The following is a 15,459-nucleotide window of genomic DNA, read 5'->3' on the forward strand; positions in this document are numbered from 1 at the left end:
CACCGACCCTCGCTACCGCGAGGTGCTGAGCGGCATCCGTCGCGACCACGTCGCGCGCGTGACCCGCGAGATCGAGAAGCTGCAGGCCACCGGCGTCGCCGCCGACGACGTGAACCCCGCCATCGCCGCGAGCGCCCTCTGCGCGATGGTCGAGGGCTTCGGCCGGCACTGGTACGGACGCGGCGAGCAGGACTCCGCGTCGTACGACGACGCCACCGCCGTCGCCACTCTCAGCACGCTCTGGGCCCGCGGGCTCGGGCTCACCATCGACCGCAGCGCGAGCACCGATGCAGGGGAGCAGTCATGATCTTCACGCCCGAGCACGAGCAGTTCCGGAAGTCCGTCCGCGACTTCGTCGAGAAGGACCTCAACCCGTACGCCGACGAGTGGGAGGAGGCCGGCATCTGGCCCGGGCACGAGCTGCTCCCCAAGCTCGCGGCGGTCGGCGGCCTCGGCCTCGAGTACGACCCGGAGTACGGCGGTCAGGGCGCCGACCACTCGTTCACCGTCGTCCTCGCCGAGGAGCTCGGCCGCGCCGACTGCGCGGGCGTGCCGATGGGCATCGCGGTGCAGGCGGCGATGGCGACACCGGCGCTCGCGCGTTTCGGCAGCCACGAGCTGAAGAAGCAGTACCTCGTGCCCGCGCTCGCCGGCGAGATGGTGTGCAGCGTCGCGGTGTCCGAGCCCGACGCGGGCAGCGATGTCGCGGGGATCCGCACCCGCGCGCGCCGTGACGGCGACGACTGGGTCATCGACGGCCGCAAGATGTGGATCACCAACGGAACCCAGGCCGACTGGCTCTGCCTCCTCGCGCGCACCAGCGACGAGGGCGGCTACCAGGGCATGTCGATGATCGTGGTGCCGACCGACGCGCCCGGCTTCAGCGTCGGACGCCGCATCAAGAAGATGGGCAACCACTCCAGCGACACCGGCGAACTCGTCTTCGACAGCGTGCGCGTGCCGGTGTCGAACACGATCGGCGAGATCGGCCGAGGGTTCCAGATGCAGATGGCGCAGTTCCAGGACGAGCGCCTCATCGGCTCCTACATGGCGTACGCCGGTGCGCGCCGCGCGATCGACCGCACCATCGACTACCTGCGCGTCCGCCAGGCGTTCGGCAAGCCGCTGCTGGCGAACCAGCACCTGAAGTACCGCCTGGCCGAGCTCATCGCCGAGGTCGACCTGCTCAAGGAGTACTGCTACGCGGCGGCCGAGCGCGTCGTCGCGGGCGAGGACGCCACGCGCATGGCCACCATCGCCAAGCTCAAGGCCGGCCGTCTGGCGCGCGAGGTGGCGGATGCTGCGGTGCAGTTCCACGGCGGCATGGGCTACGCGTCGGAGTACTGGGTCGAGCGCTACTACCGCGACGTCCGCCTCATCTCGATCGGCGGCGGCGCCGACGAGGTGATGCTCCGCATCATCGCGCTGCTGGAGGGTATGGACCAGCGATGACCGTGCGCTACGAGGTCGACGGCGGCGTCGCGACGATCACGCTCGCGAGCCCCGAGACCAAGAACGTCCTGTCGGCGGCCATGCTCGCGGAGCTGCCGCAGCACTTCGCGGCAGCCGCCGAGGACGACGCCGTGCGCGTGATCGTGCTGACCGGCGAGGGCAACACGTTCTGCGCGGGTGCCGACCTGTCGGGCGCTTCGACCGCGGACGCCGACAGCTTCGCGGCGTCAGGCCCCGGCGCGCTGGTGCGCGTGCTCGAGGCGATGCTCGACCACCCGAAGCCGATCGTGGCTCGCGTGCAGGGGCACGTCGCCGGCGGCGGCAACGGCCTGGTGGCGGCGTCCGACCTGTCGGTGGCTGTGGAGACGGCGAAGTTCGCGTTCAGCGAGGTGCGCGTGGGGGTCGCGCCGGCCGTGATCTCGGTGGTGTGCCTCGCGCGGATGAACCCCAACGACGCGCGTGAGCTGCTGCTGACCGGTGAGCGCGTGAGCGCCGAGCGGGTGAAGGCTGCCGGGCTCGTGACGGCGGTGGCCGAGGAGCCGTCGTTCGACGCCGTCGTCCGGGCCTACGTCGACGCGCTGCTGCTCGGCGGCCCGCAGGCGCTAGCGCGGACCAAGGAGCTGCTGCGCCGCGTGCCGGGGATGGACCGCGATGCGGCGTTCGCTTTCACGGCCCAGCTGTCGGCGTCGCTCTTCTCCAGCGACGAGGCGCGCGAGGGCATGACCGCGTTCCTGCAGCGCCGCCCCGCACCCTGGGCCCCGACCACCGACTGACACCCGCGCCAGTCCGTCCCGCGCCGGGGGTGATGGGAAGGATCGCCCGGCTCTCGTGGATGAAGTCCCCTACCGGGCGAGGGCTTCGCCCATGGCCGGCGGGGGCCCAAGCCCTGCTCCAGAACGTCGGGGGCCGATGACGCGCGCGCGGCATGGGGGGTGTAACGCACCGCGCTGCTTCCAGCGTTGCAGGCCCGGAAGGGCTCGGCGGCCCCGTACGCCGTTGCATCCGGCGCCTGCTGAGGGTGTGCTATCCCAGGCACACGCGGTGAAAGCGGTGCCGGTCGTGTCACACGATCGTGTCCGTAAACGCTTGCACTTGCGTGTCATGGATCCCTACCCTGAGGCCGCTGCACGGGCCACGACGGGAAGGAGGCCGACATGGCGATGACGATCCGCGACATCGCGCGGGAGGCCGGGGTCTCCACCGCGACGGTGTCCCGAGCGCTGCGCGGCCTGCCCAACGTCGACCCGGTCACCCGCGAGAAGGTGCGCCAGGTCGCCGAGCGCCTCGACTACGTGGTCTCGCCGGCGGCGTCCCGCCTCGCGAGCGGCCGCGCCGGCAGCATCGCCGTGATCACGCCGTACATCGCGCGCTGGTACTTCGCCCGGGTGCTCTCGGGCATCGAGGGCGTGCTCCAGGCGTCCGACCTCGACCTGCTGCTCTCGAGCATCGGCGACCCGGGCGAGACCGGGCACGTGCCCCCGCACCGCAAGCTGCGGCGCCGCGTCGACGGCTTCCTCGTCATCTCGCTCCCGACCGAGACCGAGGGCGTCAGCGAGATCTTCGACCTCGACCAGCCCGTCGTGCTCATCGACACCGACCACGACGGCTGCTCGTCGATCGGCATCGACGACGTCGCCGGCGCGCGGATGGCCGTGCAGCACCTCATCAACCTCGGGCACGAGCGCATCGCGCTCATCTCGGGCCGACCGCGCCCGACCCCGTTCCGCCCGGAGGACAACCGCTTCATCGGCTACCGCGACACCATGGTCGAGGCCGGCCTGCGCATCGATCCCGACCTCGAGGCCTGCGGACATTTCACGATCGAGGGCGGGGAGCGCGCGATGACCTCGCTGCTCGCACGGGCCAACCCGCCGACCGCCGTCTTCGCGATGTCGGACGAGATGGCGTTCGGTGCGCTGCGCTCGCTGCGGGCGCACGGACTCGAGCCAGGACGCGACGTCAGCGTGGTGGGCTTCGACGGCCACGAGATGAGCGAGCACCTCGACCTCACCACCGTCGTGCAGCCGGTCGAGGAGATCGGTGCGCGCGCGGCGCGGCTGCTGCTCGCGCGCCTCGACGACCCGCAGGCTCCGCCCAAGCACGACGTGCTGCCGCTCGACATGGTCGTGCGCGGCTCCACCGCCCTGCGCCGTCGCTGACCGTCCGACCTCGCAGGCGCTCACCCCCCGAGATCCCCGGAGGGCGCGGCAACCATCCGAGCCGCCCACCGCGTGAGACTGGGTGAGGGCGGCGTACGGCGGCCCACGACGGATCGGGGTCGACGTGCAGGACAGGCCGGACTTCGCGGAGTTCGTCTCCGTGCGGTCGCCCGCGCCGCTGCGGACGGCGTACCTCCTCACCGGCGACTGGCGGTACGTCGCCTGCTCCGGCACCCGGCTCGTGCGGCCCGAGCGGCGAGCCGATCAGCGGCACCTGGACGGCGTACGACGACCGCAGCACCGGCCTGCTCGATTGCGCAGCCCCGGGCACCGCGTCCGCCCTGGCCGCCAAGGCCGCGGAGCTCTGCCCGAAGGGCTAGCCCCACCGTCAGGCTGACGAACCCGGCGTTTCCGCACCTGGGAAGCGACGGGTTCATCAGTCTCAGCGATGGGGGTGTCCTGAGGTGCGGGGTGCGCCGGGAGCCGCGACGATCGCCGGGTGAGGATGCTGTTCGCCGACCAGCTCGGCCCGCACTTCACCACCGATCTCGATCCCGACGAGCAGGTGCTGCTCGTCGAATCGCGCCAGGCCTTCGCCCGGCGCCGCGTCCACCGGCAGAAGGCGCACCTGCTGCTGAGCGCCCTGCGGCACCGTGCCGCTGAGCTGGGTGATCGCGCCGTCCACGTGCAGGCGTCGTCGTACGGCGAAGCCCTGCGTCAGGCCGGCATCGACCCGCGCACGGTGACCGTGGTCGACCCGACCTCGTACGCCGCCCGCCGCTGGGCTCGCGACCAGGGCATGACGGTGCTTCCCGCACGCGGATTCACGATGGGGGAGAACGAATTCCAGGCGTGGCTGGGCACCCGCCGACCGGTCCTCGAGGACTTCTACCGCCACCAGCGCAGGCGCCTCGACCTGCTCGTGCAGCCCGACGGCGAGCCCGAGACCGGGCGCTGGAACTTCGACGCCGACAACCGCCTGCCCCCGCCGAAGGGGCAGCGCACCCTCGGTCTCCCGCATCCGTGGTCGCCGACGGAGGACGCGATCGACGCCGTCGTGCGCCGCGACCTCGATGCGTGGGACGGCGTCACGCTCGTCGGCGTCGACGCGCCGCGCACGTTCGCCGCCACGCGCGCCGAGGCCCTTGCCGCCCTCGACGACTTCGTGCAGCACCGCCTCGCGCAGTTCGGCCCGTACGAGGACGCCGTGCTGCGCGACGACTGGGCGATGGCCCACAGCCTGCTCTCGGTGCCGATGAACCTCGGCCTGCTCGACCCGCTCGAGGTGGTCGACGCCGCCGTCGCGGCGTACCGCGCAGGCGACGTGCCGCTGCAGAGCGCAGAGGCGGTCGCGCGGCAGGTGGTCGGCTGGCGCGAGTGGGCGTGGCAGCTCTACTGGGCGCTCGGCGAGGAGTACGCCGACGGCAACGCGCTCGGCGCGAACGCGCCGATCCCGTCGTGGTTCGCCGACCTCGACGCGGACGACGTACGGGCTTCGTGCCTGCGGTCGGCGCTGGCCGACGTACGGGACCGCGGCTGGAGCCACCACATCGTGCGGCTCATGGTGCTGGGCAACTGGGCCCTGCAGCGCGGCTACGACCCGCGCGCGACCGCGGCGTGGTTCCGCGACTCGTTCGTGGACGGCTACGACTGGGTGATGGTGACCAACGTCGTCGGCATGGCCCTCTACGCCGACGGCGGCCGCATGGCCACCAAGCCGTACGCCGCTGGCGGCGCCTACCTCAACCGCATGACGGACCACTGCAAGGGCTGCGCCTACTCGCCGTCCACGCGCGTCGGCGCGACGGCCTGCCCGTTCACCGCCGGCTACTGGGCGTTCCTCGACCGCAACGCCGATGCGCTGCGCGGCAACCACCGCCTCGCCCAGCCCTACGCCGGCCTCGCCCGCCTGGCCGACCGCGGCGCCCTGGTCGCCCAGGAGGCCGCCCGCGGCACCGCCGCCCCCTGACGGGCGACGAGTCGTCCACGATCACGAGTACGGGTCAATCAGTGCAGTTCGACTGCCGTGATCGACCCCAGGGGTCGCCCGTGGGCAGGGGTGGGGGCGGCGCGGGACGTCCGGTGTTCGGGCTCGGACGGGTAACAGCACGGGCTCGGAGATGCCAGGATGCGCGGTAGAACACGCGCCGGCGCGTGGTCACGGCGGCGATCCCGCACGGGCCAGGCTCCTGCGCCCGACGGCAACCGCAGGAGGTCCACCCATGACCGCAGACGGAGGCCCCGAGCTCGTCCAGCTCCTCACCCCCGAGGGCGAGCGGGTCCACCATCCCGACTACGACGTCGATCTGACGCCGGACGAGCTGAGGGCGCTCTACCGCGACCTCGTCCTCGTACGCCGGGTCGATGCCGAGGCCACCGCGCTCCAGCGCCAGGGCGAGCTCGGCCTCTGGGCCCAGCTGCTCGGCCAGGAGGCCGCGCAGGTCGGATCGGGGCGCGCCCTGCGCACCGACGACTTCGCGTTCCCGACGTACCGCGAGCACGGCGTCGCGTGGACCCGCGACGTCGACCCCCTGCAGCTGCTCGGGCTCTTCCGCGGCGTCACCAACGGCGGGTGGGACCCGCACGACCACAACTTCGCGCTCTACACGATCGTCATCGGCGACCAGTGCCTGCACGCGGTCGGCTACGCGATGGGCATCCAGCGCGACGGCACCGACCGCGCCGTGATCACGTACTTCGGCGACGGCGCGACGAGCCAGGGCGACGTCAACGAGTCGTTCGTGTTCGCCAGCGTCTACAACGCGCCGGTCGTGTTCTTCTGCCAGAACAACCAGTGGGCGATCTCCGAGCCGCTCGAGCGCCAGACCCGCATCCCCCTCTACAAGCGCGCGGCCGGCTTCGGCTTCCCCGGCGTACGGGTCGACGGAAACGACGTCCTCGCGGTGCTCGCGGTCACCCGCGCGGCCCTGCAGAACGCGCGAGAGGGCAACGGCCCCACGCTGATCGAGGCGTTCACCTACCGCATGGGCGCGCACACCACGTCCGACGACCCGACGCGCTACCGCGTCGCGGCCGACCTCGAGGCCTGGAAGCTCAAGGACCCGATCGAGCGCGTGAAGGTCTACCTCGCCCGCAACGGCCTCGCTGACCACGGTTTCTTCGACGAGGTCGAGGCCGAGGCCGAGGTGCTCGCCGTCCGGCTGCGCGAGGGCTGCCGCTCGCTGCCCAACCCGGCGCCCGAGTCGCTCTTCGACCACGTGTACGCCGAGGCGCACCCGCTGATCGAGAGCGAGCGCGAGGAGTTCGTGCGCTACCACGCGTCGTTCGCGGGAGGGGAGCACTGATGGCCGTCACGACGATGGCGAAGGCCATCAACGCGGGCCTGCGCAAGGCGCTCGAGAACGACGAGAAGGTCCTGCTCATGGGGGAGGACATCGGCAAGCTCGGCGGCGTCTTCCGCGTGACCGACGGTCTGCAGAAGGACTTCGGCGAGGCGCGCGTGATCGACTCCCCGCTCGCCGAGAGCGGCATCATGGGCACCGCGGTCGGCCTCGCGATGGCCGGCTACCGGCCTGTGGTCGAGATCCAGTTCGACGGGTTCGTCTACCCGGCGTTCGACCAGATCGTGTCGCAGATCGCCAAGCACCGCGCCCGGTCCGCCGGCCGCACTCCGATGCCGATCACGATCCGCCTGCCGTTCGGCGGCGGCATCGGCGCGGTCGAGCACCACAGCGAGTCGCCCGAGGCGTACTTCGCGCACACCGCCGGTCTGCGCGTGATCTCGCCGTCCAACCCGGTCGACGCGTTCGTCATGGTGCAGCAGGCGATCGCGAGCGACGACCCGGTCGTCTTCCTCGAGCCCAAGCGCCGCTACTGGGACAAGGCCGACGTCGACGACACGGTCGACATCAGCCGCGCGCAGTCGCCGTTCACCGCGCGCGTCGTGCGGCCGGGCACCACCGCCACGCTCGCCTGCTACGGCCCGATGGTGCGCACCTGCTTGGAGGCCGCGCTCGCCGCCGAGTCCGACGGCCTCGACCTCGAGGTGATCGACCTGCGCTCGGTGTCGCCGCTCGACATCCCGACGGTGGCCGCGTCCGTGCGCAAGACCGGGCGGCTCGTCGTCGTGCACGAGGCGTCGGTCTTCCTCGGCGTCGGCGCTGAGCTCGCGGCACGCGTCACCGAGGAGTGCTTCCACTCGCTCGAGGCTCCCGTGCTGCGAGTGGGCGGCTACCACACGCCGTATCCGCCGTCCCGGCTCGAGGAGGAGTACCTCCCCGACCTCGACCGCGTGCTCGACGCCGTCGACCGTTCGTTGGCGTACTGAGGAGGGTGGACATGAGCGACATCAAGACGTTCCTGCTGCCCGACGTGGGCGAGGGCCTCACCGAGGCCGAGATCCTGACCTGGCACGTGAAGCCGGGCGACACGGTGGTGGTCAACCAGACCATCGTCGAGATCGAGACGGCGAAGGCCGCGGTCGAGCTGCCCTGCCCATACGCGGGCACGGTGACCGAGGTCTACGTCTCCGAGGGCGACACGGTCGAGGTCGGCACACCGATCATCGCGATCGCCACGGGCGCAACAGGTTCCGCGCCTGAGCCCGCCCTGTCACCCGCGAGCGACATCGTGCCCGCGGTCGCCGTCGAGCCCGACGAGGGCAAGCGCGAGGCCGTGCTCGTCGGGTACGGCGTCAAGCAGACCGGCACGCCGCAGCGACGCCAGCGCGTCCCGCATGTGACGCCGCACGGCGCGCCCGAGGTCGAGGTCGGCCCGCCCGGCGAGGCCGCGCGCCCGGTGCGCTACGGCAGCCTCGAGGTCGGTCGGCACACCGAGGAGGTGCTGTCGCGCCGCAGCCCGGTGCTCGCCAAGCCGCCGGTGCGCAAGCTCGCCAAGGATCTCGGCGTCGACCTCTCCACGGTCGACCCCACCGGCGACGGCGGCACGCTCACGCGTGCGGACGTCGAGCGCGCGGCCAAGCTCACCGGTCTCGCGCCGTCCACTCGTCCGGCGTACGCCGGTGCCTCGCGCACGGTCGCGCCCGAGCGCACCGGCCCCCGCGAGGAGCGCACGCCGGTCAAGGGCGTGCTGAAGATGATGAGCGAGGCGATGGTGGCGAGCGCCTTCACCGCACCGCACGTCACCGAGTGGGTCGAGGTCGACGTCACGCGCACGGTCGAGCTCGTGGAGAGCCTGAGGAAGCGTCCCGAGCTCGAGGGCGTGAAGGTCAGCGCACTGCTGCTGGTCGCCGCGGGGCTCATCCGCGCGGCGCGCGCGTTCCCCGGCGTCAACTCCACGTGGGACGGCGAGGCCGGCGAGGTCGTCACCAAGCACTACGTCAACCTCGGCATCGCCGCGGCGACGCCCCGCGGCCTCATCGTGCCCAACATCAAGGACGCCGACCGGCTCGACCTCGTCGGGCTCGCGCGGGCGCTGCACGACCTCGTCGACGTTGCGAAGTCCGGGAAGACGCCGCCCGCCGACATGGCGGGTGGCACGATCACGATCACCAACGTGGGCGTCTTCGGCGTCGACGGCGGGACGCCGATCATCAATCCCGGTGAGTCCGCGATCCTGGCGATGGGCCGAGTGGCCCTGAAGCCGTGGGTCGTCGACGGCGAGGTGCGGGCTCGGCACGTCATGCAGCTCACGCTGTCGTTCGACCACCGTCACGTCGACGGCGCGCTGGGCTCGCAGGTGCTCGCGTCCGTCGCCCGATTCCTGGAGGACCCCGCCCTTGACCTCGTCCTCGGCTGACTCCCACCCGCACCCTTCGCGGCACCACGTGCCGGGCGACCCGACGACGGTCGCCCGGCTTCGTGCGACCCTCGCCGACTGGCTGACGCCGGACCACATCGGCTGGTCGGTGCGGCATGTGCGCGAGCTGCTGCCGACCGAGCGCATCCGATCGGCCGCGCAGCCGCGCGAGCTGCCGGAGCGGTTCGAGCCCACGCTGCTCGACCTCACGATCGAGGCGCACGACGGTCCGGTCGCGCTGCACGACCTGCTGCACGACGGCGAGCGCGATGCCCTCGTCGTGCTGCACCAGGGCGAGCTCGTGCTCGAGTGGCTCGCGCCCGGTGTGCGCACCGACGAGCAGCACCTCGTCTTCTCCATCACCAAGTCGGTGACCGGTCTGCTCGCCGGCGCCCTGTCGTCGCGCGGCCTGCTCGACCTCGACGCGCTCGTGGTCGACGTCGTCCCCGAGGTCGCGGGCAGCGCGTTCGCCACCGCCACGGTCCGACAGCTGATGGACATGGAGGCGTCGTTCGCCTTCGTCGAGGACTACACGCCGGGGCCGGACCTCACGGCGTACCGGCACGCGGCGGGCTGGTACCCGGCCCCAGCGGGTGCCCCGGCCCTGCGCAACTTCCTCGCCACGCGTGAGCCGGACGGCGAGCACGGCGAGCGCTTCCGCTACCTCTCGCCGGCGATCGACCTGCTCGGCTGGGTGTGCGCTGCCTCGGCGGGCACCACGTGGGCCGAGGCGGTCGAGCGCTACCTCTGGCAGCCGGCAGGCACCGAGCTGGGCGCGCACGTCACGCTCGACCGCGAGGGCACCCCGCGCGCGGCAGGCGGGATGAGCGCGCTGCCCCGCGACGTCGCACGGCTCGGCCAGATCGTGGCCGAGCGCGGTGCGGGCCTCGTGTCGGAGGAGTTCGTCGACGACCTGCTCCACGCCGGGCACCGCGAGCAGTGGGCGCGCGGCGACTTCGCGTCGATGTGGGCCGACGGCGCCTACCGCTCGTGCTGGTACACGCCGAACATCGACCCCGACGTCGCGCTCGGCATGGGGATCCACGGTCAGATGCTGTACGTCGACGTCGCGCGCGAGGTGGTCGTCGTCGTCCTGTCGTCGTGGTCCGAGCCCGACGACGAGCAGTGGCACCTCGACAACCACGCCATCTGCCGCACGATCGCCCACACCGTCGGTGGCTGAGCGACTCGAGTCACTGCCCGAATGGTCGCTGAAGCGGTTCGTTCAGCGACCACATGGGCAGTGACTCGGAGCCCCGCTACGGCGTGATGGCGAGGGCGGCGGGCACCCGCGCGGCGAGGTCGGCGTCGCCGGTCAGCTCGACCCTGGCCAGGACGGCGGGGTCGGTGACGTCGAGCCGCCCGGTGGTCAGTCGGGCGTACGTCTCCCAGTCGGTGCTGACGCCGATGGTCGGCTCGTCGACCGGCGCGATGTCGGCGCCCTTGCCGGCGGGCGTGACCTCGGCGTACCGCTCGAACTCGATCGGTCCGGTGACGGTGAGCCGGATGGTGGTGCCGGGTGGTGCCTCGACGTTCTTGGCGAGCATGAAGCCGAGCGTGCGCACCATCTGCACGGCGGCCACCTGCGCGCCGGCCGTCCTCAGGTTCGCCGGCAGCTGCACGGCGCGGCGGATGTCCTGCTCGTGCGTCCAGGTGTCGAACGTGCGCATCCGCACCATGCGGTCGAGCGGCACCGGCGTGCCGAAGACGCCCATCACCTCGGTCTCGAGGGTGAGCGGGTCGAGCGCCATGATCTGCCCGAGCCGCACGTCGGCGAGACCGGCGAGCTCGTCGCAGCACTCCTGCTGCGGCTGACCGCGGCGTACGTCGACACCGGTCTCGGTCAGCCGCCCGAAGTCGTTCGCGATGTGCGGGAAGCGCGACCAGTCGATCTCGTGCTCCGGCTGCGGCCGACCCGCCATGAACGACTCGATCCACGCGAGGTGGCGGACGACGTCGCCCGCGCTCCAGCCGGGGCACTCCGTCGGTGCCTCCCACTGCTCGGGGGAGAGCCGGCGGCCCAGCTCGGCGACGGTGTGCAGCGCGTCGTTCCACGCGGCGAGCAGCTCGCGCACGCCGTACGACTCCGCGGGAAGGGTGCTCATGCGCCCCAGGCTAGACGCGGCCCCGCCCGTTCCCGCAGGTAATCCGGGCGTCGCGGCGGCCCAGGTCTCGGCGGGACCCGGCCGGGGCAGGATGGGCGTCGTGACCCTCACGGCGCACTGGGTGCGCGGCTGGCTCGAGCGGCCGGACGACGTCGTCCTCGTCGACGGCGACGACGGCTGGGCCCTGACGGGCGCGGCGATGGAGGCCGCCACGCACGAGCTCGCCGGCCGGCTCGCGGCAGCGGGCGTCGGCGCGGGGGACCGGGTCCTGCTGTCACGGTCGCCCTCGGTCGAGACGGTGCTGGCGTACGTCGCGGTCCTGCGGCTCGGTGCCGTCGTCGTCCCCGCCAGCACGGCGTACACCGCGCGCGAGCTCGCCCACATCGTCGGCGACGTGCGGCCGGTGCTCGCGCTGGTCGACGACGTCTCGCGCATCGACGGCGTGCGCGCGTATGGCGGCCGCCTCGACGACCTGCCACCGGGCGTCGCGGTCAGGCTCGACGCCGCGGTCAGCGACGACCTCGCGATGGTGGCGTACACCAGCGGCACCACCGGAGCGCCCAAGGGCGCGATGCTCAGCCACGGCAACCTGCTGGCGGGCGCACAGGCGCTGGTGCGGACCTGGGGCTGGACGCCGTCCGACCGCCTGCTGCACACGCTGCCGCTGTTCCACATGCACGGCCTCGGCGCGGGGCTGAACGGCTCGTTCACTGCGGGCGCCTCTGTGGTGCTCTCGCGCTTCGAGCCCGGGCTCGTGGTCGAGACAGCTGCGTCGTACGGCGCGACGCTCTACTTCGGCGTCCCGACCATGTACGCGAAGCTCGCCGAGTCCGGCTGTCTCGCCGGGCTGCGCGGGCTGCGGCTGCTCGTGTCGGGGTCGGCGCCGCTCGACCCGGTGCTGTTCGGCCGCATCGCCGAGGAGGCCGGGCAGGCGCCCGTCGAGCGCTACGGCATGACCGAGACGGTCATGCTCACGTCGAACGCCCTCGACGACCGCGTGCCCGGATGCGTGGGGTGCGCGCTGCCCGGAGTCCAGGTGCGGCTCGGGGACGGCGGAGCCGTGGAGGTCAAGGGCCCCAACGTCTTCCGCGGGTACTGGGAGCGGCCGGAGGCCTCGGCGGCGGCGTTCACCGACGACGGCTTCTTCCGCACCGGCGACATCGGCACGCTCGACGACCAGGGCCGCCTTCGCCTCGTCGGCCGTGCGAGCGAGCTCATCATCACCGGCGGCTACAACGTCTACCCGCGCGAGGTCGAGGACGTGCTGCGCGAGCACCCCTCCGTCGCCGATGTGGCTGTGGTGGGCCTTCCCGACGCGACCTGGGGCGAGACGGTCGCAGCCTTCGTGGTGCCGACGGAGGCCGGACTGTTCGACGCCGAGGTGCTTGCGGCACACGCGTCGGCGGGGCTCGCGGCGTACAAGACCCCGCGCACCTGGCTCGCGGTGGACGAGCTGCCGCGCAACGCGATGGGCAAGGTGCAGCGCGACGTCCTGCGCACCTTCCACCTCTCACGCTGACACTGATCATTCCGTCGTTTCCCGGGCCAGGAAGCGACGGATCGATCAGTGCGCGCGAGGGGCTGCGAGGATGCGCGCGTGAGCATCTTCGAGGGCGACGACGAGACCGAGGTCGACCTCGGCCGGGTGTCCGAGCTGGCGTCGGCGGTGCCGCACGACCTGCGCCTCGACCCGCTGCGTGGGGCGATCGGCGCGCTGCTCGACGAGGCCGGCACCCGGGTCGGCACGATCGTCGCCGACGTCGAGGTGTGGTGGCGCAAGGAGGGGCTGCTCCGCAGACGCGACGTCGACCCGCGCGAGAGCGTGATCGTCGAGGTGTCGTTCGACCCCGTCGCCCTCGACGACGACGGCTACCCGACGGTGCTGCCGTGGGTGGAGGCCTCCTTCGAGGCGGACGACGTCGAGGTGGCCGACCTGCTGTCCGGGCGGCTCGCCTACCCCGACCGCGACCTCGCGATCACGTGGTTCGGCGCGGGCGACGCCGCCCGCGAGCGCCTCGCGTGGCATACGCGGTTCGACGACCCTGCGTGACCCGCCGTACCGAACCCGGCGCGGCGCCGACCCCTTCCGTGAGCCGGATCAACCCGTCGCTTCCTGCCCCGGGATACGACGGATTGATCAGTGCGAGCGGTGGGGGTGGGCGGGCTGGGATGATGCGGGCATGACGCGTGTGGCCCTGGTGCAGCTCGACTCCTCCGACACCGAGACGCCTGCCGACCGCCTCGACCGGGCGGCCGGGATCGTGGAGCGGCTCGTCGACGTCGACCTCGCAGTGCTGCCCGAGCTCTGGCACGTCGGCGCCTTCGACCTCGAGCTCGCGAAGGCCGAGGCGCAGCCGATCGACGGCCCGGTGGTCACGCGGATGCGGGCTGCAGCACGCACGGCTGGCATCACGCTGCACATGGGCTCGTTCGCCGAGGCGTCCGCCGGCAACCGCTACAACACCTCGGTCGTGATCGACGCCGACGGCGAGATCCTCGCGACGTACCGCAAGCAGCACCTCTTCGGCTGGGAGGACGGCGAGCCCTCGGTGATGACCGCGGGCGACTCGCTCACCGTGCTGCCGACCGCGCTGGGCGCCACCGGCCTTGCCACCTGCTACGACCTGCGCTTCCCCGAGCTGTTCCGCCGGCTGGTCGACTCCGGCGCCGAGACGTTCCTGCTGTCGTCGGGGTGGCCGATCACCCGCATCGAGCACTGGCAGGTGCTCGCGCGAGCGCGCGCGATCGAGGACCAGGCCTGGGTCGTCGCGTGCAACGGCGCGGGGAACCACGTCGGCGTCCAGCTCGGCGGCCACTCGGTCGTGGTCGACCCGCGCGGCACCGTCGTCGCCGAGGCCGGCGTCGAGGAGGAGATCCTGTACGCCGAGATCGATCCGGCTGCGGCACGTGACTGGCGGATGGCGTTCCCCGTGCTGGCCGATCGCCGCCTGTAGCCCGTACGGCGGCTCCCGCTGCCGCACCCAGCAGGTGGGATGTGCCGATGGGACTCCTCGACCGGCTGAAGCGCTCGAGGAACGACGAGGTCGACCCCGACGAGCGCTCGCCTCAGCTCGGCATCAAGTACAAGGACCTCATGGTCGTCGAGCAGATGGTGAAGGCCGGCGCCGACCTCTCAGAGCCGCGGCACTGGATCTACTACCTCTATCTGCCCACCGAGGCGCTGGCCGAGGAGGCCGCGGTCGAGGCTCGGGCTGCGGGGTGGGGGACGGTGGTCCGTCCGAGTGCCGACGAGGCCTCGACCCAGTGGTGCGTGGTGGCCGAGCAGCACGACGTCGTCCTCACCCCTGCGCTGCTCACCGACGCCGACAACCTCTTCCAGGGCATCGCCGACCGGCTCGACGGCGACTACGACGGCTGGGAGGCGTCGGTCTAGCGGCCGAAGTCGGTCACCTTCACCGGTATGCCGCTGCGGTCGTACGTCGTCCACTCGCGCACCTGGCGTCCGCGGTCGAAGCTGCCGCTGCGCATGAGCGACCCGTCCGCCCGCCACCACTGCCAGTCGCCGTGCAGCTCGCCGTTCTTCATCGCGCCCTTGGCCTTGAGGCCGCCGTCGGGGTAGAAGTCGCGCACCTTCCCCTTCGCATCCGGCACCATCTGCAGCTCGGTGAGCCTGGCCGCGACCAGCTTCTTCACGAGCGGCTTCTTCAGGGTCTCGCCCGCCGGCACCTTGATCGCACCCTTGGACGTCTCGTACGCCGACAGCGCGTCGCCGAGCGTCGCGACCACCGAGCCGCTGTGCGGCAGGTACGACCAGTGCTTCGCCGAGCCGGAGAGACCGGCCACGGCCGTGCCGTCGACGGTCCACGCGGGCGCGCCGTACGCCATCGCCTCCTCGGCCCGCGGCAGCAGACCGCCGAGGAGCGCCCGCATCGCGGTGAGGCTGCTGCGCTGCGGCTCGGGCTGCTGCGCGATGTACGCGTCCATCCCGCTCGTCATGGCGCGACGCTACTGCGCAGGCACTGACGGGGAACAGTGCTGCCGACGCTGCGGTTGGATGTGTCCGT

14 protein-coding genes and 1 pseudogene are annotated in these 15,459 nt (G+C 72.3%); 13 read left to right on the forward strand and 2 right to left on the reverse strand.

Features of this window, described 5'->3' with window-relative positions:
- The 9 genes and pseudogenes from ACFQGU_RS15990 to ACFQGU_RS16030 form a co-directional block, all read left to right on the forward strand.
- Window positions 1–307 (forward strand): annotated as a pseudogene (locus tag ACFQGU_RS15990) (hypothetical protein); the annotation flags it as partial.
- Window positions 304–1,452, forward strand: a complete 1,149-nt coding sequence (locus ACFQGU_RS15995) for an acyl-CoA dehydrogenase family protein (protein WP_386768620.1) — start codon at window positions 304–306, stop codon at window positions 1,450–1,452. The pseudogene ACFQGU_RS15990 and the gene ACFQGU_RS15995, both read left to right, overlap by 4 nt.
- On the forward strand, window positions 1,449–2,225 hold the full coding sequence (locus ACFQGU_RS16000; RefSeq protein WP_386768622.1) for an enoyl-CoA hydratase-related protein: 777 nt from the start codon (window positions 1,449–1,451) through the stop codon (window positions 2,223–2,225). The genes ACFQGU_RS15995 and ACFQGU_RS16000 overlap by 4 nt, the downstream gene beginning before the upstream one ends.
- A 381-nt stretch (window positions 2,226–2,606) precedes the next feature.
- Entirely contained in the window at window positions 2,607–3,611 is a 1,005-nt protein-coding gene (locus tag ACFQGU_RS16005) for a LacI family DNA-binding transcriptional regulator (protein WP_386768624.1), read from the forward strand.
- Between the two features lie 505 nt (window positions 3,612–4,116).
- Window positions 4,117–5,580, forward strand: coding sequence for a cryptochrome/photolyase family protein (locus ACFQGU_RS16010; RefSeq protein WP_386768646.1), 1,464 nt, complete (start codon window positions 4,117–4,119; stop codon window positions 5,578–5,580).
- Between the two features lie 253 nt (window positions 5,581–5,833).
- Window positions 5,834–6,916: a pyruvate dehydrogenase (acetyl-transferring) E1 component subunit alpha gene (gene pdhA, locus ACFQGU_RS16015; RefSeq protein ID WP_386768626.1), complete on the forward strand. Its 1,083-nt coding sequence runs from the start codon at window positions 5,834–5,836 to the stop codon at window positions 6,914–6,916.
- The gene (locus tag ACFQGU_RS16020; RefSeq protein WP_386768628.1) at window positions 6,916–7,899 is read left to right on the forward strand and encodes an alpha-ketoacid dehydrogenase subunit beta; all 984 of its coding nucleotides are present in this window, start codon (window positions 6,916–6,918) and stop codon (window positions 7,897–7,899) included. The genes pdhA and ACFQGU_RS16020 overlap by 1 nt, the downstream gene beginning before the upstream one ends.
- 11 nt (window positions 7,900–7,910) lie before the next feature.
- Window positions 7,911–9,329, forward strand: coding sequence for a dihydrolipoamide acetyltransferase family protein (locus tag ACFQGU_RS16025; protein WP_386768630.1), 1,419 nt, complete (start codon window positions 7,911–7,913; stop codon window positions 9,327–9,329).
- Window positions 9,310–10,512 carry a serine hydrolase domain-containing protein gene (locus tag ACFQGU_RS16030; protein ID WP_386768632.1) on the forward strand — a complete coding sequence of 401 codons (1,203 nt, stop codon included), beginning with the start codon at window positions 9,310–9,312 and terminating at the stop codon, window positions 10,510–10,512. Before ACFQGU_RS16025 ends, ACFQGU_RS16030 begins: the two co-directional genes overlap by 20 nt.
- Window positions 10,513–10,588: 76 nt before the next feature.
- Here ACFQGU_RS16030 and ACFQGU_RS16035 read toward each other — a convergent pair whose 3' ends face one another.
- Entirely contained in the window at window positions 10,589–11,434 is an 846-nt protein-coding gene (locus ACFQGU_RS16035) for a maleylpyruvate isomerase family mycothiol-dependent enzyme (protein ID WP_386768634.1), read from the reverse strand.
- 100 nt (window positions 11,435–11,534) lie between these two features.
- Between ACFQGU_RS16035 and ACFQGU_RS16040 the strand changes: the two genes are divergently transcribed.
- From ACFQGU_RS16040 to ACFQGU_RS16055, 4 genes are all read left to right on the forward strand, one after another.
- A complete protein-coding gene (locus ACFQGU_RS16040; RefSeq protein WP_386768636.1) occupies window positions 11,535–12,953 on the forward strand; it encodes an AMP-binding protein in 1,419 nt (472 codons plus the stop codon).
- A 78-nt stretch (window positions 12,954–13,031) separates the two neighbouring features.
- Window positions 13,032–13,484: a hypothetical protein gene (locus ACFQGU_RS16045; RefSeq protein WP_386768638.1), complete on the forward strand. Its 453-nt coding sequence runs from the start codon at window positions 13,032–13,034 to the stop codon at window positions 13,482–13,484.
- 130 nt (window positions 13,485–13,614) lie between these two features.
- Window positions 13,615–14,388: a carbon-nitrogen family hydrolase gene (locus tag ACFQGU_RS16050; RefSeq protein ID WP_386768640.1), complete on the forward strand. Its 774-nt coding sequence runs from the start codon at window positions 13,615–13,617 to the stop codon at window positions 14,386–14,388.
- Window positions 14,389–14,435: 47 nt separating this feature from the next.
- Complete coding sequence (locus ACFQGU_RS16055) at window positions 14,436–14,828, forward strand: ribonuclease E inhibitor RraB (protein WP_386768642.1); 393 nt, start codon at window positions 14,436–14,438, stop codon at window positions 14,826–14,828.
- On the opposite strand, the gene ACFQGU_RS16060 is transcribed toward ACFQGU_RS16055, so the two are convergent.
- Window positions 14,825–15,391 (reverse strand): DUF1801 domain-containing protein, encoded by a 567-nt coding sequence (locus ACFQGU_RS16060; RefSeq protein ID WP_386768644.1) that lies wholly within the window; start codon window positions 15,389–15,391, stop codon window positions 14,825–14,827. The two genes, ACFQGU_RS16055 and ACFQGU_RS16060, sit on opposite strands and share 4 nt — an antisense overlap.
- Window positions 15,392–15,459: the final 68 nt, after the last annotated feature.

It is taken from the genome of Longivirga aurantiaca (assembly GCF_042660085.1).
GTDB lineage: Bacteria > Actinomycetota > Actinomycetes > S36-B12 > CAIYMF01 > Longivirga > Longivirga aurantiaca.